Source organism: Geothrix sp. 21YS21S-4 (assembly GCF_030845995.1).
Lineage (GTDB): Bacteria > Acidobacteriota > Holophagae > Holophagales > Holophagaceae > Geothrix.
Genome location: NZ_CP132719.1, coordinates 626,159 through 647,092, shown reverse-complemented (window position 1 = coordinate 647,092; position 20,934 = coordinate 626,159). Strand labels below are relative to the sequence as shown.

The 20,934-nt window shown below is 67.9% G+C and carries 13 protein-coding genes; 8 read left to right on the top strand and 5 right to left on the bottom strand.

Going from position 1 to position 20,934, the window contains the following annotated elements; all coding sequences use genetic code 11:
- Nucleotides 1–99: 99 nt before the first annotated feature.
- The 5 genes from RAH39_RS02975 to RAH39_RS02955 all read left to right on the top strand — a co-directional run bounded on the left by RAH39_RS02975 (nt 100) and on the right by RAH39_RS02955 (nt 6,976).
- On the top strand, nt 100–2,673 hold the full coding sequence (locus RAH39_RS02975) for an ATP-dependent Clp protease ATP-binding subunit (protein ID WP_306591315.1): 2,574 nt from the start codon (nt 100–102) through the stop codon (nt 2,671–2,673).
- A gap of 105 nt (nt 2,674–2,778) precedes the next feature.
- A complete protein-coding gene (locus tag RAH39_RS02970; protein ID WP_306591314.1) occupies nt 2,779–4,212 on the top strand; it encodes an HD domain-containing phosphohydrolase in 1,434 nt (477 codons plus the stop codon).
- Complete coding sequence (locus tag RAH39_RS02965) at nt 4,209–5,036, top strand: response regulator (RefSeq protein ID WP_306591313.1); 828 nt, start codon at nt 4,209–4,211, stop codon at nt 5,034–5,036. The genes RAH39_RS02970 and RAH39_RS02965 overlap by 4 nt, the downstream gene beginning before the upstream one ends.
- A gap of 3 nt (nt 5,037–5,039) precedes the next feature.
- Nucleotides 5,040–6,053: a glycoside hydrolase family 3 N-terminal domain-containing protein gene (locus tag RAH39_RS02960; RefSeq protein WP_306591312.1), complete on the top strand. Its 1,014-nt coding sequence runs from the start codon at nt 5,040–5,042 to the stop codon at nt 6,051–6,053.
- A complete protein-coding gene (locus tag RAH39_RS02955; RefSeq protein ID WP_306591311.1) occupies nt 6,053–6,976 on the top strand; it encodes a diguanylate cyclase in 924 nt (307 codons plus the stop codon). Before RAH39_RS02960 ends, RAH39_RS02955 begins: the two co-directional genes overlap by 1 nt.
- A gap of 155 nt (nt 6,977–7,131) precedes the next feature.
- Here RAH39_RS02955 and metK read toward each other — a convergent pair whose 3' ends face one another.
- Nucleotides 7,132–8,274, bottom strand: coding sequence for a methionine adenosyltransferase (metK, locus tag RAH39_RS02950; RefSeq protein ID WP_306591310.1), 1,143 nt, complete (start codon nt 8,272–8,274; stop codon nt 7,132–7,134).
- A 186-nt stretch (nt 8,275–8,460) separates the two neighbouring features.
- Here metK and RAH39_RS02945 point away from each other — a divergent pair, with 186 nt between their 5' ends.
- Together RAH39_RS02945 and RAH39_RS02940 are read left to right on the top strand one after the other, a co-directional pair.
- Nucleotides 8,461–9,606, top strand: a complete 1,146-nt coding sequence (locus RAH39_RS02945; protein ID WP_306591309.1) for a coiled-coil domain-containing protein — start codon at nt 8,461–8,463, stop codon at nt 9,604–9,606.
- Nucleotides 9,607–9,731: 125 nt separating this feature from the next.
- Nucleotides 9,732–12,215, top strand: coding sequence for a hypothetical protein (locus RAH39_RS02940; protein ID WP_306591308.1), 2,484 nt, complete (start codon nt 9,732–9,734; stop codon nt 12,213–12,215).
- 182 nt (nt 12,216–12,397) lie between these two features.
- Here RAH39_RS02940 and RAH39_RS02935 read toward each other — a convergent pair whose 3' ends face one another.
- The 4 genes from RAH39_RS02935 to RAH39_RS02920 all read right to left on the bottom strand — a co-directional run bounded on the left by RAH39_RS02935 (nt 12,398) and on the right by RAH39_RS02920 (nt 19,407).
- Complete coding sequence (locus RAH39_RS02935) at nt 12,398–13,630, bottom strand: spinster family MFS transporter (RefSeq protein ID WP_306591307.1); 1,233 nt, start codon at nt 13,628–13,630, stop codon at nt 12,398–12,400.
- 34 nt (nt 13,631–13,664) lie between these two features.
- Nucleotides 13,665–14,258, bottom strand: coding sequence for an OmpH/Skp family outer membrane protein (locus tag RAH39_RS02930; protein WP_306591306.1), 594 nt, complete (start codon nt 14,256–14,258; stop codon nt 13,665–13,667).
- A gap of 62 nt (nt 14,259–14,320) precedes the next feature.
- Complete coding sequence (gene bamA, locus RAH39_RS02925; RefSeq protein ID WP_306591305.1) at nt 14,321–16,840, bottom strand: outer membrane protein assembly factor BamA; 2,520 nt, start codon at nt 16,838–16,840, stop codon at nt 14,321–14,323.
- Between the two features lie 50 nt (nt 16,841–16,890).
- Complete coding sequence (locus RAH39_RS02920; protein ID WP_306591304.1) at nt 16,891–19,407, bottom strand: ATP-dependent Clp protease ATP-binding subunit; 2,517 nt, start codon at nt 19,405–19,407, stop codon at nt 16,891–16,893.
- Between the two features lie 148 nt (nt 19,408–19,555).
- Here RAH39_RS02920 and RAH39_RS02915 point away from each other — a divergent pair, with 148 nt between their 5' ends.
- Nucleotides 19,556–20,860, top strand: coding sequence for an adenylosuccinate synthase (locus tag RAH39_RS02915; RefSeq protein WP_306591303.1), 1,305 nt, complete (start codon nt 19,556–19,558; stop codon nt 20,858–20,860).
- Nucleotides 20,861–20,934 lie beyond the last annotated feature (74 nt).

Below are 20,934 nucleotides of genomic sequence, written 5' to 3'. Positions count from 1 at the left end.
GCGAAGGCACGGCTTGAAAAATCAGATGGATTCAAATTTATAATAAAATTTTAGTGCATTCACATCATATTTGATTCATCCTGAAGATCGAGGTGGTTCATGTCCCTCCTTCCCTTCACCCAGAAAGCCAACGATGTCCTGGTGGCGGCCCGTCAGCGGGCGGCCCAGGATCAGCATCCGGAACTGGTGCCCCAGCACCTGCTGGGCGCGCTGACGGCCTCCGAGGCGGGCCTGCGGCCCCTCCTGGAGCGGGCCGGGCTGGCCCCCGAAACCATCCAGGGACTGAGCGACGCCGCCGAGGAGATCGTGGCCAAGCTCCCGCGCGCCGTGGGCGGAGCCGAGCCCCAGGTGGGCTCCGCGTTCCGCCATTTCCTGGAGGTGGCCAGCGATACCGCCCGGGGCCTGGGCGACCGTTTCCTGGCGACGGACGCCCTCCTGCTGGCCCTCGCCAACGCCCACACGGACGCCAAGAAGGTGCTGGAGCGCTTCGGGCTGGACCGCAAGGCCCTGGAAACCGCCATCCGGGACCTGCGGAAGGGTTCCCGGGTGGAGGACGAGAAGGCGGAGGAGAAGTTCGCCAGCCTGGAGAAGTACGCCAAGGACTACACCGCCCTCGCGGAGGCCGGGAAGCTCGATCCGGTCATCGGCCGGGACGAGGAGATTCGCCGCGTCCTCCAGGTGCTGTCCCGGCGCACCAAGAACAACCCCGTGCTCATCGGGGAGCCGGGCGTGGGCAAGACCGCCATCGTGGAGGGCCTGGCCCAGCGCATCCACAAGCGCGACGTGCCCGAGAGCCTGAAGGGGCTGCGGGTCATGGGCCTGGACATGGGTTCCCTCGTGGCAGGAACCCAATATCGGGGCCAGTTCGAGGAGCGGCTGAAGGGCGTCATCGAGGAAGTGGAGAAGGCCGACGGGGAAATCGTCCTGTTCATCGACGAGCTGCACCTCCTGGTGGGGGCGGGCGCCGTGTCGGGCGGAATGGACGCCGCCAACCTGCTGAAGCCGGCCCTGGCCCGCGGCGAGCTGCGCTGCATCGGCGCCACCACCCTGGACGAGTACCGCAAGCACATCGAGAAGGACGCGGCCCTGGAGCGCCGCTTCCAGCCCGTCTTCGTGGAGGAGCCGGACGTGGAGGACGCCATCTCCATCCTCCGCGGCCTGAAGGAGCGCTACGAACTGCACCACGGGGTGCGCATCCAGGACGCGGCGCTGGTGGCCGCCGCCCAGCTCAGCCACCGCTACATCGCCGACCGCTTCCTGCCCGACAAGGCCGTGGACCTCATGGACGAGGCCGCCAGCGCGATCCGCATGCAGATCGACAGCCGGCCCACGGAGATCGACGTCCGGGAGCGCCGGGAGATGCAGCTCCAGCTGGAGCGCCATTCCCTCACCAAGGAGAAGGACGCCGCCAGCCGCGCCCGGCTGGCCGACCTGGACCAGGAGCTGGCGGAGCTGAACGAGGAGCTGGGCCGCCTCCGCGCCCAGTGGGAGAACGAGAAGAAGGTGATCGAAGGGGCCCGCACCCTCCAGAAGAAGCTGGACGACCTGCGAATCGAACTGGACCAGGCCAAGACCAAGGGCGAGTACGAGCGGGCCTCCCGCCTGGAGTACGGCGAGATTCCCGCCATCGAGAAGCAGCTGGCGGCGGTGTCCCCGCACGACAGCGGGATGCTGCGGCTGGAGGTGGGCGAGCAGGATGTGGCGGCCATCGTCAGCCGGTGGACCGGCATCCCGGTCAGCCGCATCCTCGAAGGCGAGGTGGAAAAGCTGCTCCACATGGAGGAGCGCCTGCGCGGCCGAGTGGTGGGCCAGGACGCCGCCCTGGTGGCCATCGCCGACGCCCTCCGCCGCAACCGCGCGGGGCTGGGCGATCCCAAGCGCCCCATCGGCAGCTTCCTGTTCCTGGGGCCCACGGGCGTGGGCAAGACGGAAGTGGCGCGAGCCCTGGCCGAGTTCCTGTTCGACGACGACAACGCCCTGGTCCGGATCGACATGAGCGAGTTCACCCACGAAGCGGACGCCACCCGGCTGATCGGCGCGGCGCCCGGCTACGTGGGCTACGAGGAGGGCGGCCGCCTCACGGAGGCCATCCGCCGCCGGCCCTACGCCGTGATCCTCCTGGACGAGATGGAGAAGGCCCATCCGCGGACCTTCGACCTGTTCCTCCAGGTGCTGGAGGACGGCCGCCTCACGGACGGCCAGGGCCGGACCGTGGACTTCCGGAACACCGTGGTCCTGATGACCACCAACCTGGGCAGCCAGGCCATCTTCGCGGCGGGGGGCGATCCGGCCAAGGCCGAGGCCGCCGTCCAAATGGCGCTTCACGGCCATTTCCGGCCCGAGTTCCTCAACCGCCTGGACGAAGTGGTGATCTTCCGGTCCCTGACCGCGGCGGACATGAAGGCCGTGGCCCGCATCCAGCTCAAGCGGGTGGAACTCCTGCTCCAGGCCCAGCGGCTGGAACTGGAAGTGCCGGAACCGGCCCTGGACTGGCTGGCGGCGGAGGGCTTCGACCCCCAATATGGAGCCCGGCCCCTCAAGCGCCTCATCCAGCAGGCCGTCGTGAACCCCCTCTCCCGTCTGGTCCTCCAGGGCCAGCTCCAGCCCGGCGGCCTGGCCCGTCTCAAGGTCCGGGACGGCCAACTGGATGTGGAAGTGGAGGCCGTCCAGTAGACTGACTGAGGGGGGGGGTGGAAACCCGGGCAGTCTGCGGGAGAAGGATCGAAACTTTCCATCCGGAGCTTCCCGTCCGATGATGTCGGGGACGCTGGAGTTCGCGTGCCCCTCCCTTCTCCCATCCCCATCCTGATCGTCGACGACGAAGCGGACCTGCGGAACCTGCTGGTGGAGGCCCTGGAAGACCAGGGCTACGCCGCCGAAGGGGCGGACGGCGGGGCGCAGGCCCTGGCCAAGGTCCGGAAGCAGCACTTCCCCGTGATCTTCACGGACCTGAACATGCCCGGCGGGCTGTCCGGGCTCGAGCTGCTGCGGGCCATCCACGAGGAGGACTCGCGCAGCCTCGGGATCCTGATGACGGGCTATGCGACGACGGAATCCGCCATCCAAGCCCTCAAGCGCGGCGCCTACGACTTCATCCAGAAGCCCTTCAAGCTGGCGGAGATCGAAGCCGGGCTGGAGCGGGCCCTGGAGCACTACCGGCTGCTGCGGGAGAACGAGGAATACCAGGAGAACCTGGAGCGGATGGTGGCGGCCCGCACCCAGGAGATCCTGGGATTGAAGAACGACATCGAGCGGCTGTTCGAGGGCTTCGTGAACGCGTCCGTGACCGCGATCGAAGCCCGCGACCCCAGCACCTCCGGCCATTCCAGCCGGGTGGCGGACCTCACCGTCGGACTGGCGGAAGCCGTCAACCAGACGCCCAACGGCCCCTACGGCGCGCTCCACTTCACCCCCACCCAGGTCCGGGAGATCCGCTACGCCAGCCTCCTCCACGATTTCGGCAAGGTGGGCGTCCGCGAGCAGGTGCTGGTGAAGGCCAAGAAGATCGAGGGGGAGCGCCTGGAGAGCATCTTCCAGCGGCTCCACCAGCGGACGCTGGAATCCATGCGCGATCGGCTGCTGGAGGCCTGGAGCCGCGGCGGAAGCCTGGATTCGGACCAGGCCGCCGCGCTGTTGCGCGAGCAGGACGAGGAGACCCGCCGCCTGGTGGAACTGGTCACCCGCAGCAACGAACCCTCCGTCCTGCCCCAGGAAGTGGCCCAGGGGCTCGACCAGCTCGACCGGCTCACCTACCAGCACTGGTCCGGCGAGCGGCGACCCCTCATCGCGCCCGGCGACCTGGACCTGCTGCGGATCCCCAAGGGCAGCCTGTCGGCGCAGGAGCGGGAGGAGATCCAGAGCCACGTCACCCACACCTACCGCTTCCTCCGCCAGATCCCGTGGACGAGCGAGCTGGCCGGCGTGCCGGAGATCGCCTGGGCCCACCACGAGCGGCTGAACGGGAAGGGCTACCCCCGGCAGCTCAAGGAGCCGGACATCCCCGTCCAGAGCAAGCTGATGGCCGTCGCGGACGTCTACGACGCGCTCACCGCCGCGGACCGCCCCTACAAGGCCGCGGTCAGCGTGGAGCGCAGCCTGGAGATCCTGGAGCAGGAAGCCAAGGTGAACCTGCTGGATTCCGAAGTCCTGCGGATCTTCATCGACGCCCGGATCTTCGAGCGCACCCTCGTCTCTATGCGGGCCGCGCCGTGATCTCCGAGCCCATCCTCCTCGTCGACGACGAGCGCGACGTCCGGGATTCCCTCACGGAAGTGCTGCGGATGCGGGGCTACACCGTGGAGAGCGCGGCCAGCGGACAGGAGGCCCTGACGCGGATGGGCGCGAATCCGTTTCCCGTCGTGCTCACGGATTTCCAGATGCCCGGCGGCATGACGGGGCTGGATCTCATCGCCGCCGTCAAGCAGCGCCATCCCGAGACCCTCTCCATCCTGATCACGGCCCACGCCACCCTGGACACCAGCATCGAGGCCCTGAAGCGCGGCGCCTACGACCTCATCCAGAAGCCCTTCCGGGCCTCGGAAGTGGAGGTCGTGCTGGACCGCGCGCTGGATCACGCCCGCCTGCTGCGGAAGGTCCACGCCTACCAGACGGAGCTGGAGACCCGGATCCTCGACCGCACCCGGGATCTCCAGGAGGCCCACCGGGAGGCCCTGGCCCTCTGCGACCTGACCCTCCAGAACCTCGACGCCCCGGGGCAGGAGGCCCTTCTGGAGTCCCTGCTCGACCGCCTCGCCACCCGCTGGTCCCCCGATGGCCTGGGGTGCTATCGGCGGGATGGGGACGGCCTCCGGGCCGTCGTCCGCCGGGGCCCCCGCCCCCTTCCCGCCTCCCTCGACATCCCCTACCCGGGGCCCCTGCGGGCGCCGGAACTGGGCTACCCCGAGGCGCGCTTCGTCCCGCTGGGCGACGCCGGCTGGCTCTACCTGGGCTTCGGCGACCGCTCCACCTTCAGCGAGGCCGATCCGGGCTTCCTCCTCCTCACCCGCCACCTGGAGCTCGCCCTCCGGGTAAGGTAGGGAATGCACCAGGCTCACGGTCTCCTCTGGACCGGCTTCCGAGGCTTTGACGCCGGGGAGGTCGACCTTCCCTTCGAGCCGGGCGGCATCGTGCTGTTCGCCCGGAACCTGGATCCGGATCCCGAGAAGGGGCCGGCCCGCTGTCGCGCCCTGATCGACGGCCTCCAGCACCGCTTGGGAATCGACCTGCCCCTGGCCGTGGCCCTCGACCAGGAAGGGGGACCGGTCAGCCGGCTGCGCCCCTGGACCGGCCCCACCCCACCGCTGCGCCGGCTGTGGACCCGCGGCGGGGCCGAGGCCTGCTCCGCCTGGGGCCGCCTGTGGGGCGAAGGGCTGAGTCTGCTCGGCTTCAACGTGGACTTCGCGCCCGTGGTCGACCTGTGGGACGGCCATCCGGACGCCGGCATCGGGGACCGGGCCGCGGGTCCTGATCCCGCGGAGGCCGCCGCGGCGGCGGGAGCCTTCCTCCACGGCCTCGAATCCACCGGCGTGCGCGGGTGCCTCAAGCACTTCCCCGGCCTCGGCGGCACCACCCTGGACAGCCACGTGGGACTCCCCGCTCTGGCGGACGCGGACCTGGTGGACCGCAATGCCTCGGCGTTCGTCCCTCTGGCCCATCCCGACCGGCTGGTGATGGTGGCCCATCTCCGGACGCCGGCTTCCGGCGATTTCCCCGCGAGCTTCCATCGGGGCTCCGTGGGCGAGAACCCCTGGGGCGTCCAGGGCCGCTTCCTCCCGGACGACCTGGAGATGGGCGGCTGCGCGGACTGGACCTGGGAGGAGCGGGTGCGCCTCTCCCTGGAAGCCGGCCACCAGTGGCTGCTGGTGTGCCAGACGCCGGAAGGGGCCGCCGCCTGCGCCGCCGCGGCGGAAACCCTGCCCCCGGAATTGTGGGAGCCGCCCCTCGCCGCTTCCCGGACCCTCCGGCGCCAGCTTTCGCGTCCGGTGCGTCCCTTCGACGCCCACGCCTGGGACGAGTGGCTCATGCGCCTCCGGACCGCCGCCGAGGAGGCGTAATGGCGGGCCGCATCCTCATCGTCGACGACAACACCATGATCCGGAGCGAGATCAAGGCGGTCCTCATGAAGGACGGCGGCTTCACCCACTTCATGGAAGCCGCGGACGGGCTGACCGCGTTCAAGACGATCATGGAGACGCCCCCGGACCTCGTCCTGTGCGACCTCGTGATGCCCGGCTTCGACGGGCTGAAGTTCCTGGGGCTCAAGGCCAGCCGCAAGGAGCTGGCGCAGATTCCGGTGATCATCCTCACCGCCGAGGACGACCTGGACCGCAAGGCGGAGATCCTGGAGCGCGGCGCCTCCGACTACGTCACCAAGCCCTTCCACGAGAAGGAGCTGCTGGCCCGGGTCCGGATCCACACCAAGCTGAAGCTGCTCCAGGACGAGCTGCGGGAGAAGAACGCCCAGCTGGAGGCCCTGTCCGTCACCGACGCGCTCACGGGGCTGGCCAACCGCCGCCGCCTGATGGCGCGCCTCGAGGAGGAGGTCCAGCGGGCCCGGCGCTACAAGACCCCGCTCACCGTGGTGATGATCGACATCGACCACTTCAAGCAGGTGAACGACACCCACGGCCACGCCATGGGGGACGAGGTACTGCGGAACATCGGCGCCATGCTGAAGGCCAGCCTGCGGGCGACGGACCTCGCCGCCCGCTACGGCGGGGAGGAGTTGACCCTGGTCCTGCCGCACACCGACATTCCCGCGGCCCTCCAGGTCGCCGAGAACCTGCGGGAGAAGTTCGCCGAGATGGAGCACACCGTCGACGGGATCACCATCCGCAAGACCGCCAGCATGGGCCTCGCCGCCCGCGACGGCCAAGGGGAGATGCCCGACGCCGAGGAACTTCTCAAGCACGCCGACGAAGCCCTCTACCGCGCCAAACAGGGCGGACGGAACCGGGTGGAAGTGGCGGAGAAGTAGCTCGCGCCTTATACCCAGGTGCGCTCAAGATCCAAGATTCTCTTTTCACCACCAAGGCACCAAGAAAAGCTCCATCCACGGCGGATGCGGTTCTTGGTGTCCTTGGCGCCTTGGTGGTGATCCTTTATCTTTTGGAATGCAAAGCGGAATGAAGCCTACTTCGCTCCGGCGCGCAGGGCGTCCACTTTGTCCGTGTTCTCCCAGCTGAACTCGGGCCGGCCGAAGTGGCCGTAGGCGGCGGTGGCGCGGTAGATGGGCCGGCGCAGGTCCAGAGCCTCGATCATGGCCTTGGGCGTGCAGCTGAACACCTCGCGGACCGCGCGGACGATGGCCTCGTCGGAAACCTGGCCGGTGCCGAAGGTGTCCACGGCGATGGAGACGGGCTCGGCCACCCCGATCGCGTAGGCCAGCTGGATCTCGCAGCGGTCAGCGAGGCCCGCGGCCACGATGTTCTTGGCGATGTAGCGGCCCATGTAGGCGGCGCTGCGGTCCACCTTGCTGGGATCCTTGCCGGAGAAGGCGCCGCCGCCGTGGTGGCCGCTGCCACCGTAGGTGTCGACGATGATCTTGCGGCCCGTCAGACCCGTGTCGCCCATGGGACCGCCCACCACGAACCGGCCGGTGGGATTCACATGGTAGACCGTGCGGTCGTCCAGCAGCTCCGCGGGCAGCGCCGCCTTGATGACCTCTTCGAGCACGGCGTCGCGGATGGCGTTCTGGGTGAGGTGCTCGTCGTGCTGGGTGGAGATGACCACCGTGTGGATGCGCCGCACCTGGTCGCCCTCGAATTCCACCGTCACCTGGGACTTGCCGTCGGGGCGCAGCCAGGGAAGCTGGCCGCTCTTGCGGACGCCGGCGAGCTTGCGGGTGAGCAGGTGGCTGAAGTGGACCGGCGCGGGCATCAGTTCCGGCGTCTCGCGGCAGGCGTAGCCGAACATCAGGCCCTGGTCGCCGGCGCCGCCGGTGTCCACGCCCATGGCGATGTCGGGGCTCTGCTGGTCGATGGTCACCATCACCGCGCAGGTGTTGTAGTCGAAGCCCTTGATGTGGTGGTCGTAGCCGATGTCCTTCACCACCTCCCGGACCAGCGAGGCCACGGGGATGTAGGTCTCGGTGGTGATCTCGCCCGCCACCAGCACCAGGCCCGTGGTCAGGAGGGTCTCGCAGGCCACGCGGCTGCGGGGATCGTCCTTGAGGGCCGCGTCGAGGACCGCGTCGGAGATCTGGTCCGCCATCTTGTCCGGGTGGCCTTCAGTGACGCTCTCGGAAGTGAACAGGTGACGCCCCTGGGTGGCCATGCAGGACTCCTCAGCCTCCCGCCAGGACGTCCCGTCCGGAGGGAACGGTGAGTATATCGCGGGGATCGCCGCTCCTACACCTTTCGGATGACGCGCAGATCCTTGTCCTGCCTTAGCCTGAGGTCTAAGGTGGGGAGTTCCCTGTTCCCCGAAGCGACATTCCCGACGTCCACCATGGAGGAACCCATGAGTTTTTTCCGCCGTCCGACTTCGCCGCTGGCCCTCGCGTTGGCCCTGACGGCCTCTTCCCTCCTGACGGTCTCCACCGCCTGCAAGCGGGAGGACCCGCAGATCCGCGAGCTGACCGAGAAGGCCGCCGAAGCCGACAAGGCCGGGCAGCAGCTCAACCAGGCCGGCGCCGACCAGCAGAAGAAGCTGGCCCAGGCGGGGGTGAACGACATCCGTCCCAACGCCGAGACGCTCCAGCTCACCGACGAGCAGAAGAAGGCGCTGGAGGAGCGCATCAAGAATGAGAAGAACAGCTCCTACCAGGCCCTCCTCCAGGAGGTGCTGGACAAGGACAAGGAGATCCAGGAGGTCAACGCCCGCCTGAACAAGCTCAAGGCCGACCTTCCCAAGCCCGACGTCGCCCGGCCCAATGACAGCCACTACGGGATGGCCATCCGCTTCCTGCGGAAGAAGGGCGTGGCCGAAGCCGAAGCCCGCAAGCTGGTGAGCCGCGTCGCCATCATGGACAAGCTGGCGCCCGGCTTCGAGGTCTACCACTTCTACGCCAACGGTTCCTACGGCACGTGGGTCTCCCAGGGCCGCGCAAAGATCACCCCCAATGACCTGGTCCGCCAGGAACGCGAGAAGGTCGAAGGCGAGCGGGACGAGGCCGTGGCCCAGAACGAGAAGCTGCAGGAGGACATCGGCGTGCTGGAGAACCGCAAGCGGGAGATCGAGGAGGAGATCGCCGGCCTCCGCACCGAGCGGGCCAACCTCATCGAAGAGCGCACCAAGCTCCAGACCGACAACGCCGGCCAGCTCGCCAAGCTGAACTCGCTGCACTACGTGGTCGGGAAGCGCGACGCCCTCAAGACCGAAGGCGTCATCGAGATCCCCGTCTTCGCCAAGGACCGCGCGGGCAAGAACTGGCGCGACGAGGTGTTCACGCAGAGCCTCGACCTCCGTTCCGGCAAGACCATCACCATCCGGGCCGCCGACCTGGGCCTGAAGAAGATCGGGAAAGTGAACGTCGTGCCCGGGTCCTACATCAAGGATGAGCACTACAAACTGACCCTCAGCGAGGACCGCACGACGGCCACGATCGAGCTCATCACGGTCAGCCGTTTTAAGAACGACAAGGTCGTCTTTGCCGTCGCGGAATGAGCATTCACGCGCCTGGAGGGGCCCCGCAAGGGGCCCTTCGCTTTTATATGGCAATTCGTCGCGGGGCCGCCTATCGTCTTGGGACCTTCCTCCGTTTCTTCCCACTCCCACCATGAGGTGATGCGATGCATCCACGCTTGACCCGAGCGGTCCCACCGACGGTTCTCGGCGCCTCGCTGCTGGCGCTCCTGGCCTGCGGCGGCGGCGGCGATTCCAAGGCTCCCACCATCGTCGCGGGAACCGCCCTCACGCCCAGCGCGACCACCGCGACCTTCGATCCGGCCGCGGGCGCGGTGCCCCTTCCGAACGTGCTCCTGACCGCCGCCACGACCAGTGTCACCTTCACCGCCACGGCCACGCCCGCCGCCGGCACCCTCAACCTCACCCCCGGCCTGCCCCTCACTCCCGACAAGGCCCTGGCCTACGTCAACCTGCAGGAGATGGGCAACACGCACGCCGTCGCCGGCGTGAACGCGCCCATCTACATCGGCTTCAGCGGCAGCGTGGACACGACCACCGTCACGGGTGCCAACATCAAGATATTCCAGGTGGTGCCGGACGCGCCCACCAACCCCTCCAGCACCGAGAACAACGCCCTGGGCTTCGTGGACATCTCGGGGCTGTTCGACTTCAGCGCCTTCACCCTCGCCGCCGGCGGAACCGGCGTCTACGCCATGCCGAAGGTGCCGCTGCTCCCGGGCAGCCGCTACCTGTACGTCGTGACCAACCGCGTGAAGGATCCCGACGGCAAGTCCGTGAGCGCCTCGCCCTACTTCGAGGCCCTGAAGTCCACCACCGCCCTGACCACCTCCTTCGCCGCGCTGGAGCCGGTGCGCGCCAACGCCCTGGTTGCCGGCGGAAGCAACATCCAACTTTCCGGCTACGCCAAGGTGATGAACGACCTCATCGCCGCCAGCGCCACCACCACCGTGTCCTCCCGTACCGACATCGCCCTGATGGGCCGCTTCATCACCACCGGTGCCGGCTACATCCCGCCCGATCCCATTGCGACTCCCGCCACCCGCATCCCCGTGGAGATGGCGCTGTGGGCGTGGGCCAACAACGCCGCCGTGCCTTCCACCGTGGACTTCAGCACCTCCGAGAGCCGCGCCTGGAGCAATGCCGCCAGCTCGTTCACCGTCCAGGCCAGTGAGGCCGCCTCTCCGGGTTCCGTGGCCGCGTTCTACAGCGTCGCTGGCCTGGCCACCGCCCCCAACAGCGCCATCGGACTGGTCGCTACGGGCGCCTTCGAGAGCGCCAACCTCCAGCTCGATCCCTATACCGTCAAGCAGAACGCCAGCATCAGCGGCAACCTCACGTCGGTGACGGGCGTCTACAACCCCGGCACCGCCACCGTTCCCGGCAGCGGCGTCCTGCAGGCCGCGCGGAACGCCACCGGCAAGCTGCGCGGGTTCTACCACACCACCCGCACCGTGCCCTTCATCGCCCTGGCCCCCAAGGCCGCGCCCGCAGGCGGCTCCTATCCCGTCGCCGTCTTCATGCACGGGATCGGCGGCCAGAAGGAACAGGTGCTCGGCCTCGCCAACACCCTGTGTGCGGCGGGCTACGCCGTGATCGCCATCGATCAGGTGCGCCACGGCGCCCTCGCCGACAGCCAGCCCGTAGGGGATTGGGCCAGCAACTTCTTCATGCTGCCGTCCATGCTCACCGCCCGGACCAACGGCCAGAACAGCGCCTTCAACCTGTGGCGCCTGGAGCGGATCCTCAAGCAGCCGACCGTCGATCCCACCAGCCTGCAGGCCGCCTTCACCACCGCCGGCAAGCCCCTGGCCACCGCGGGCGCCACCCAGTACGTGGGCCAGAGCCTCGGCAGCATCGTGGGCGCCTACTTCCTGGCGGGGAACAGCTCCCAGACCGGCGGCGGAAACATGAAGGGCCTGCTGAGCGTCCCGGGCGGTCGCGTGGCCACGGTCCTCAAGGACAGCCCCGCCTTCGCCTCCACGGTGAACTCCGGCCTCGCCGCCGCGGGCGTGCCCACGGGCAGCGCGGCCTACTACCAGTTCTTCGCCCTGGCCCAGGCGGTCCTCGATCCCGTCGATCCCGCCACCATGGGAACGCCCCTGTCCGGCCAGACCGCCTCTCGCCTCGCGGGCCGCGTCCTGGTGCAGGAAGCGGTGGGCGATACCGTGATCCCCAACGCCAACGGCCGCTACTTCGTCAACGCCTTCGCCGGCCGCCAGGGCCAACTGGGCGGCGACGTCAGCGGCGGGTTCACCCAGATCCTGCGCGCGGGCCAGACGGCCCCGGCGGCTCCCTTCGTCTACGGCGCCACGTTCGCGGCCTTCAAGACGCCCGTGGCCGCGGCCACGGCCACCGGCACCGCCAATCCCACCCAGGGCGTGATGCAGTACGGCACCACGGCCACCGCAGCCGCCCACGGCCTGCTTCTCCAGGACACGGCCACGCCCGCGAACACCGCCGCGGCCCAGCGCCAGTTGGCGATCTGGGTGGCCGCCGGCGTCGTGGCGGACGGAGCCGCGACCGGCAACGGCTACCGCCAGGTCACTGAGGAGGATCTTCTTCCCATGGTGCTCCCCGCCCTCTACGGTCCCGAAAGCCTGGCCATCCGCTATCCCGCCGCCCGATAGCCGAGCGGGAACGACAGAAGGGCGGGACCTCGGTCCCGCCCTTTTCATTCGGCCCGCCTCCTCAAGCGATCAAGAACCAAGTCTTCTGCTCACCACCAAGAACCGCGTCACCAGTGGACCGAGTCCTTCTTGGTGTCTTCGTGCCTTGGTGGTGATCCTTATCTTTTTGAATGCACGCGGCATCAGGCCCGGGAAGGGCCTCGCCGGGCCCACCACAGGGCCGCGCCGCTGAGCACGATGGCCGGGAGCACCCAGGTCAGGGCGCGGGCCAGGGCGTCGCCTCCCGCCATCCCTGCCGCGTGGAGAGCATCGGCCCGGCGGCCCACCAGCTCGGGGCTGATGGCATCCCCCAGGAGGTGGATCAGCAGGACGTTCACGGCCACACCCGTGGCGCGGATGCCCGCGGGCAGGCTGCTGACCGTGAGGGCGTTCACGGGACTGGTGTTGACGAACAGCAGGAACATGCCCACGAAGAACAGGGCGTAGACGGCGCCGAGAGCCGGGCTCTTCAGCCCCCACGCCACGGCGGGAGCCGCGGCCAGAAGCGTCGCGCTGGAGAGCCAGGCCCCGGCATCCGGCCATCGCCGCTGCCAGCGATCGGTGAGCCAGCCGCCGAGCAGGGTGCCCAGGATGCCCGTCACCACGGCCAGGCCCCCGAACACCATCCCCGCGCTGGCGGTGGAAACCCCGAACCGGCGCTGGAGAAGGGTGGGAGCCCAGGTGCTGAGCGCACCCATGGCGAAGGTGTAGGCGATGTAGCTGGCCGTGCAGGCGAGCCACACCCGATTGAGGAACAGGTGCCTCAGCCGCTGCAGGTAGGGGGCCGCAGCCTCCTGATCCGGCACGGCATCCATCCCGCCGCGCACAGGATCGGGCTGGAACGCCATCCACAGAGCAAGAGCCAGCCCCGGAAGCCCCGCCACCAGGAAGGAGGCCCGCCATCCCCAGGCGCCGGCCACGAGTCCGCCCAGCCCGTAGCCGAAGGCGCTGCCCACCGGAATGGCCAGGTAGAACCACGTGAAACTCTTCGCGCGCGCCGATTCAGGAAACCCGTCCGCCAGCATGGCGGGGCCGAGGCTGGCGTAGGCCGCTTCGCCCACGCCCACCAGCGCTCGGGTGACGAGCAGGGCCGGATAGTTATGGACAAAGGCGGCGCCCACCGTGGCGAGGCTCCACAACACGACGCCCCCGGCGACGAGCCGGGGGCGGTGGAAGCGGTCGGCCAGGTAGCCGAACAGGGGCGCGGCGCACATGTAGACCGCGATGAAGACGAAGGTCAGCCGCCCCAGTTCGGCGTCCGACAACCGCAGCTCCCGGCCCAGGGGCTCCAGGACCGCCGCCACGACGTAGCGATCCAGGTAGTTCACCAGGTTGATCCCGGTGAGCAGCAGGAGGAGCCGTCGCGTCGCGGTCATTGCCGAGGGCCCTGCGCCGCGGAGGCGCTCGGGCCTACTTCTTGGGAGGCGCGGCCGGCTTCGGCGCGGCGGGCTTGGGGGCTGCCGGCTTGGCCGCGGCGCCCGTCTCGCTGGCGTCGAGGCGGGTGGCCACTTCCGTGGTGAAAGTCTTCATCCACTCGGGGTCGCCCCAGGAAAGGACCTGGACCGCCTGGTCGGACAGCACGAGCTGGAGCTTCTGCTCCTTGGCCAGCTGCTCGACGATGGGGCCCGCCAGCTTGGTGATGGCCTCACCCACCTTCTTCTCCACGCGCTGGTACTCCTGCTGGCTGTCCTCCTGCATCTTCTTCGCCTCGAATTCCAGGTCGCGGAAGCGCTTGGCCAGGGCCTCCTTCTTGTCGGGGTCGAGGCTGGGGGAATTCAGCTGCTGCTGGAGGGTCTGCAGTTCCTGGCCCTTGGCCTGGAGCTTCTCCTGCAGATTCTTTCCGGTGACTTCCAGTTCAGAGAAAATGGCGCCGGCCTTTTTGGAGATCCGCACCAGCTGGTTGATGCTGAAGAAGGCAAAGCGGGGCGCCTCCTGCGCCGCCGCGGGCACGGCGAGGGCGGAGGACAGGCAGAGGGCGGCCATCGTAGGGGCGAACAGGCGCATGAAGGGCTCCAGGACGAAAGGAACCATTGTAGCGCGGGACTCCTGGGCCTTCCGCCCTCAAATCAGAAGGTGGTTCCGATGGAGAACTGGAAGTCCGTGCGGCTCTCCGAATCGAAGGGATAGGGGTTCAGCTTCCGGGCCCAGATCAGACGTAGGGGCGCCGGGCTGATGGGCAGGAAGAAGCGGAACTCCAGACCCGCGGAACGGATCAGGCTGGGATTGGTATAGGAGACCTGGGTGCTACCGCCCACCGGCGTGTACGTCACCTGATCCTTGCTGAAGACCTTCGTGCCGCTGCCCCAGGCGTTCCCCGCGTCGTAGAAGGCCACGATGCGGAACTGGTCGGCGATCTTGAACTGGTACTCGAGGTTCGCGATGAACTGCTTGTTGCCGCCCACCACCACGGGATAGCCGCTGTTGTCCAGCAGGACGCTGCCCACCTGGCCGTAGCGGTAGCCGCGGATGGTGTTCTCGCCGCCGGGCCGGTACAGGTCGTAGAGCGGGAGTTCTTCGCGGCCCATGTTCTGCAGGTAGCCGTAGTTCATGTTGATCGCGAAGATGTGCCGGTCCGCGATGTTGGCGTACTTCGCGAAGTCCCAGCTGGCGCGCAGGAAGGGCCGGTCGCCGCCGAACTGCCAGCCGCCATATTCCAGTCCGAAGCCCAGCCGCGTGCCCTGGGTGGGCTTGAACTGGTGGTTCACGGTGCTGTAGCTCAGGCTCTGGCTGAAGGTGGACGTGAGCTGGTTGCCCAGGTCGCGGAAATAGTAGTTCTGCCCGCCCTCGATGCGGATGAGGCGGAAGGTGTAGCCGGTGGAATAGGTGGTGAAGAAGGCCCACGGCTGATTGGGGAACCAGTTGCTGAGGCGGGCGCCCACGGACAGGCCCAGGCTGCGGGTGAACTGCTTGTAGGCGTTGGCCACGCCCACGCGGGAGGCGTCGTAGTCCGCAGATCCGTTCGACACCGAAGTCGAGAAGGAGTACGGCAGGTCGAACACGAAGGGCTCGGTGAAGCCGACCGTCACGCTCTTGGCGAACTTGCCCCCGTTGTAGCTCACGGAGAGCGTCTCGCCGCCGCCGCCCAGGTTGCGCGTGGAGAAACTGACGCCCAGCGAGAACCCGAACAGCGACCCGTAGCCGCCCTGGAACAGGACCTCGTTGACACCCGCCTCTTCGCCGCGGACCACCACGTCCACCTGGGGCTTGTCCGGCACCAGGTCCACCTTGGGCTCCGAATTCTTCACGTCGAAGAAGCTGAGCTGGCTGATGCCCAGGATCGAATCCTTGAAGATGTCCGTGCGGAAGGGGTCACCCTCACGGAGGAGCATGCTGCGGCGGAGCACCTTGTCCTTGGTGGTGAGGTTGCCCTCGAACTCGATCCTGCGGACGGTGTAGGCTTCGCCCTCGTCCAACTTGAGGGTGGTGTCCACCTTCTTGACGCCGCCTTCCTCGCGGATGTCGAGCTTCTTCTCCGCGCGGAACATGATGTAGGCCTGGTTGCTGTAGGCCTCCTTCAGCTTGTCCACGGTCTGGTTTACCGCGTCCAGGTCGAAGGGCACGGGCTTGGCCTCGGCCTTGGGGCCTTCGGTGGAGGGCCGGATATTGAAGAACTTCCGCAGGAACGAGCGGTTGTCGCGCTTCACCTCGGCGTACTTCGCGGGGTAGAACTGCTCGTGGAAGAGCTTCCCGCCTTCCGTCTTGAAGGTGCCTTCGAAGAACTGCTCGCCTTCCAGAATGGGGATGGTGAGGGTCGCCCGCAGGTCGTACTTGGGGGACTTGGCCTCCTGCAGGCGCTTCTCGTTCTTCCGCTTCTGCTTGGCGGTGGTCCGGTCCTCCACCTCGATGAGGGGCTTTCCGATGAAGACGTCCTTGTAGCCGCGCTGCCAGTAGGCCTTCTTGAGGTTCTCCACGTCCTCGTCCAGGTTCTTGTCCACCAGGAGGTCGTGCGTGGTGAGCCAGCTGAACATCCAGTGCTTGCGCGTCTTCTTCATCACGCTGCGGAGCTGGGGGCTGGAGAACACCTTGTTCCCGCGGAACTCCACCCGGTAGATCCGGGCCTTGCCGCCCTCCTTGATCTCGAAGACCAAGCGCGCCACGCCGGGGCTCATGGGCTCCAGAGTGATGTCCACCACGGGATTGCGGAAGCCCTTCTCGCCGGCCTGATCCACGATCAGGTCCTTGATCTTCCGCGCCGCTTCCGGATCGTAGACCGTGTCCGGATTGATGGTGAGCTTCTTCTCCTTCACCTTGTCCTTGATGTTCGTGAGGCCCAGCTCCGTGCCACCCCGGAAGTCCACTTCCTTGATGAGGGGCCGCTCGCGGATCCGGATCACCAGCTTCTTGCCGTCCTTGGTGTCCTCCAGCTCCAGCTTCACGTCGTCGAATCCGCCGGTGGCCCACAACTTCTCCAGCACCGCCGTGAAGTCCAGGCTCCGCAGGTCGTCGCCCACCTTCACGCCCGACTTGAAGATCACCGTCTCCGCCGTCTGCTTCTGGGCGCCGACCACTTCGATCTGGCTGATCGGCTCGATCTCCTGGGCCGCGAGGGGCAGGGCGAAGCCCGCCACCAGGGCCAGAGGCAGCACACCCCTGCGCCACCGGGGCCGAACCCGGTTCCGAACCATGTTTGGATGCGTCATTCAGGCGCTCCGACCAGATGGGTTTCCTGGCCAGGGGCCACGTCTCCGGAATCAGACAGGGTGGGAACGAGCTTGCCGTCCACCAACTCGAAATTCACCGCGCCGGAGGGCATCATCTCCTGGCCCACCATCAGCTCGGCGAGGGGATCCTCGACCTGCTTCTGGATGGCCCGGCGGAGCGGACGCGCGCCGTAGGCGCGATCCCGCAGGGTGGTCTTCACCAGCCAGTCGCACGCGGCGTCCGTCAGGGTGACCGACAGCTTGTGCTTCTGGAGGGTGATGTTCAGGTCCTCCACCAGCAGGCGGACGATCTTGCGCAGTTCGTCGTCGCCCAGGCGGTTGAACACCACGATCTCGTCGATGCGGTTCAGGAACTCGGGCGGGAAGGTCCGCTTGAGGACCTTCATCGCGTCGCCGGTCTTGGCGTCGGGACGGCCGTCCTGCTCGACGAAACCGAGGTTCTTGTCCGACAGGAGTTCGCGGCTGCCCACGTTGGAGGTCATGATGATGATCGTGTTCTTGAAGTCGACCAGGTTCCCGAAGGCGTCCGATGCCTGCCCGTCGTCGAAGATCTGGAGCAGGATGTTGATCAGGTCGGGATGGGCCTTTTCGATCTCGTCGAACAGCAGGACGCAGTACGGATTCCGCCGGATGCGGTCTGTGAGCATCCCGCCTTCCTCGTAGCCCACGTACCCCGGAGGGGCCCCGAGCAGCTTGGAGACCTCGTGCTTCTCCATGTACTCGGACATGTCGAAGCGGATCATCTTCTTGGGATCGCCGAACAGGAAGGCCGCCAGGGTTTTGGCCAGTTCGGTCTTGCCCACGCCCGTGGGGCCGAGGAACAGGAACGAGCCCATGGGCCGGTTGGGATTCTTGAGGCCCGTGCGGGCCCGGCGGACGGCGCGGACGACGGCGCTCACCGCCTCCGGCTGGCCGATGACCCGCTCGTTGAGCTTGGGCTCCATGTTCACCAGGTTGGCCTTCTCGTCGCCCTTCAGGGCCTTCACGGGAATGCCCGTCCAGCTCGCCACCACATCCTCGATGTCCTGCTCGCCCACCTCGGGGAAGCGGGCATAATCCTCGTCCGTCAGTTCCGTGCGGTCCTTCTGGATCTCGTCCCGGAGCTGGAGCTCCTTCTGGCGGAGGAGGACGGCCTTCTCGAAATCGCGGCTGAGGACGGCCTCGTTCATCTCGTTGATGACGCGGTGCAGTTCCTCTTCCTGGGTCTGGCCCTCCGCGGAGGCGCCGCCCGGACCCATCCGCAGCTTCACGCGGGCGCCGGCCTCGTCCAGAAGGTCGATGGCCTTGTCGGGCAGGAAGCGGTCCGTGATGTAGCGGTTCGACAGGTAGACCGCCGCCTCCATGGTCTTCGGCGTGTAGCGGACGCGGTGGAACAGCTCGTAGCGGCTGCGGATCCCCTCGATGATGCGGAGGCTCTCCGACTCGTCCGGCGGATTCACCGTCACCGGCTGGAAGCGGCGCACCAGGCTGCGGTCCTTGTCGATGTACTTGGCGTACTCCTTGTGCGTCGTGGCGCCGATGCACTGGATCTCGCCGCGGCTGAGGGCTGGCTTCAGGATGTTGGCGGCGTCCAGGCTGCCCTCGGCGGCGCCGGTTCCGATGAGGCTGTGGATCTCGTCGATGAACAGGACCACGCTGGGGTCCTTGCTGGCCTCCGCGATGATGGACTTCAGCCGCTCCTCGAACTGACCGCGGTACTTCGTGCCCGCCACCACCAGGCTGAGGTCCAGAGCGTAGATCCGCTTGTCCGCCAGGCTCGGGGGCACCAGCCCTTCGTGGATCTTCTGGGCCAGGCCCTCCACGATGGCCGTCTTGCCCACGCCCGCCTCGCCCAGGAGGATCGGGTTGTTCTTCCGGCGGCGGCTGAGGATCTGGATGATCCGCTCCACTTCCTGGTCGCGGCCGATCAGGTTGTCGAAGATTCCGCGCTCGGCCATCTCGGACAGGTTGCGGGCGAACTCCGACAGGAGGGGGTGCTCCTTCTTCTTCTTGGCGATCTTCTCTTCCTTGCTGCTCTCCAGCAGGATCTCCTTGGCCGCGATCAGGTCCGCGCCGGATTCCTTCAGGAGGCGGCCCGCCAGGCAGCCCTCTTCCTTCAGCATGCCCAAGAGCAGGTGCTCAGCTCCCACGTGCTTGTGATTGAGCTTCCCGCTCTCCGCCGTGGCGTGCTGGAGGATGCGCTTGACCTCCTCCTCCATGGGGATGTCGATGCTGGTGCTGCTGGGGGTGATCTTCCGGTCCTTCGGCGTCAGGGCCGCCACCAGCCGCTCCCGCAGGGCGCTGACGTGCACGCCCATGCGTTCGAGCAACTGGGTGCTGGTTTTCTCCGACTCGCGGAGAAGCCCCAGCAGGAGGTGGCCGCTCTGGATGCTTTCCGCACCGAACTGGCTCGCCTCGTAGCGGGCGAAGAACATCACACGGCGGGCTTTTTCGGTGAACTTCTCGAACACGGGACACCCTTCCGGGGTAGCGGGATAACCCTTACGGGTCATTAGGATGGCTCCGAAGCCGGGATGGTTCCGGGGCGGTCTACCAGGGTAGCGCCTTCCGCCAGCCTTGTCCCGCGGGAGGACCCATCCGGCCATCCCCGGCGGCGACAGATCCCCCCGCCGCCGGTAGACTGGAGGGTCGGAGGGAGACATGAGCCTGACTAGGACCAACCTGGCGATCCTGGGCCTCCAGTGGGGTGACGAAGGCAAAGGCAAGGTCGTGGACCTGCTCAGCCCCCGCTTCCAGCAGGTGGTGCGCTTTCAGGGCGGCAACAATGCCGGCCACACCGTCGTCGTCGACGGCCAGAGCATCGCCCTCCACCAGGTGCCCAGCGGCGCCCTCCACCCCGGATGCTTCCTGGTGGTGGGCAACGGCGTCGTCCTGAACCTGGAGGTCTTCCAGCAGGAGCTGGACCGCCTCCGCGCGCGGGGCTTCGACTTGGCCGGCCGCCTTCTCCTTTCCGACAAGGCCCACCTGATCCTGCCCCACCACATCGCCCTGGACCTGTGGCGCGAAGGCGGCGCCAACAAGATCGGCACCACCGGTCGCGGCATCGGCCCCGCCTATGAGATGAAGGCCGGCCGGATGGGCGTGCGCCTCGGCGACCTGCTCCACCCCGAGACCCTGGCCGACCGGATCCGTCCCGGCTACGAGGAAGTCCGCCTGCGCCTCGGCGAAGGGAGCGGCCTGTCCTCCCTCGAGGCCATCGTCGACGCCCTCCTCCGCACCGCGGAGCCCTTCCTGTCCTTCATCGGCGACACCCAGGGCCACCTCCTCACGGCCTGGGAGCGCGGCGACAGCATCCTGTTCGAAGGCGCCCAGGCGACGCTCCTGGACATCGACCACGGAACGTATCCCTTCGTCACCTCCAGCAACTGCAGCCTGGGCGGCCTGTTCACAGGCACCGGCCTGCCCCCCAAGGCCCTCGACCGCATCCTGGGGATCGCCAAGGCCTACACCACCCGGGTGGGCGCCGGCCCCTTCCCCGCCGAGCTGCACGACGCGCTGGGCGACCGCCTGCGCGAAGTGGGCCGGGAGTTCGGCACCACCACCGGCCGGCCGCGCCGCTGCGGCTGGTTCGATGCCCCCATCACCGCCCACGCCTGCCGGACCAACGGCGTCGACGGCCTCGCCATCATGAAGCTGGACGTCCTCGACGGCCTGGATGAGGTGGGCCTCATCGTGGGCTACCGCACCGGCGAAGGCACGGTCACCACGAAGCTCCCCAGTTGCGCCGCCGACTGGAAGGGCCTGAAAGCCGAAGTGAAGCGCTTCAAGGGCTGGGCCAGCACCCGCGGGATCACCGACCACCGCCAACTCCCCGCCGAAGCCCAGGCCTACCTCGAAGCCCTCGCGGAAAGCGTGGAGGTTCCCGTCGCCTACCTCAGCACCGGCCCCGACCGCCACGAAGGCTGCGTCTACCCCGGAACCTTCCTCGAGCCGCTCCTGGCTTGACCCTGCGCCCGTTCGCGGGCACACTGATCGTCCTGCCCATCCAGGCACCCGCACGCTCGCGTGCACCGCGCGCT

Excerpts from the sequence above, each read along its gene's own strand:
- RAH39_RS02975 (WP_306591315.1), top strand. The coding sequence starts at position 100 with ATGTCCCTCCTTCCCTTCACCCAGAAAGCCAACGATGTCCTGGTGGCG.
- RAH39_RS02960 (WP_306591312.1), top strand. The coding sequence starts at position 5,040 with ATGCACCAGGCTCACGGTCTCCTCTGGACCGGCTTCCGAGGCTTTGAC.
- RAH39_RS02955 (WP_306591311.1), top strand. The coding sequence starts at position 6,053 with ATGGCGGGCCGCATCCTCATCGTCGACGACAACACCATGATCCGGAGC.
- metK (WP_306591310.1), bottom strand. The coding sequence starts at position 8,274 with ATGGCCACCCAGGGGCGTCACCTGTTCACTTCCGAGAGCGTCACTGAA.
- RAH39_RS02945 (WP_306591309.1), top strand. The coding sequence starts at position 8,461 with ATGAGTTTTTTCCGCCGTCCGACTTCGCCGCTGGCCCTCGCGTTGGCC.
- RAH39_RS02940 (WP_306591308.1), top strand. The coding sequence starts at position 9,732 with ATGCATCCACGCTTGACCCGAGCGGTCCCACCGACGGTTCTCGGCGCC.
- RAH39_RS02935 (WP_306591307.1), bottom strand. The coding sequence starts at position 13,630 with ATGACCGCGACGCGACGGCTCCTCCTGCTGCTCACCGGGATCAACCTG.
- RAH39_RS02930 (WP_306591306.1), bottom strand. The coding sequence starts at position 14,258 with ATGCGCCTGTTCGCCCCTACGATGGCCGCCCTCTGCCTGTCCTCCGCC.
- RAH39_RS02920 (WP_306591304.1), bottom strand. The coding sequence starts at position 19,407 with ATGACCCGTAAGGGTTATCCCGCTACCCCGGAAGGGTGTCCCGTGTTC.
- RAH39_RS02915 (WP_306591303.1), top strand. The coding sequence starts at position 19,556 with ATGAGCCTGACTAGGACCAACCTGGCGATCCTGGGCCTCCAGTGGGGT.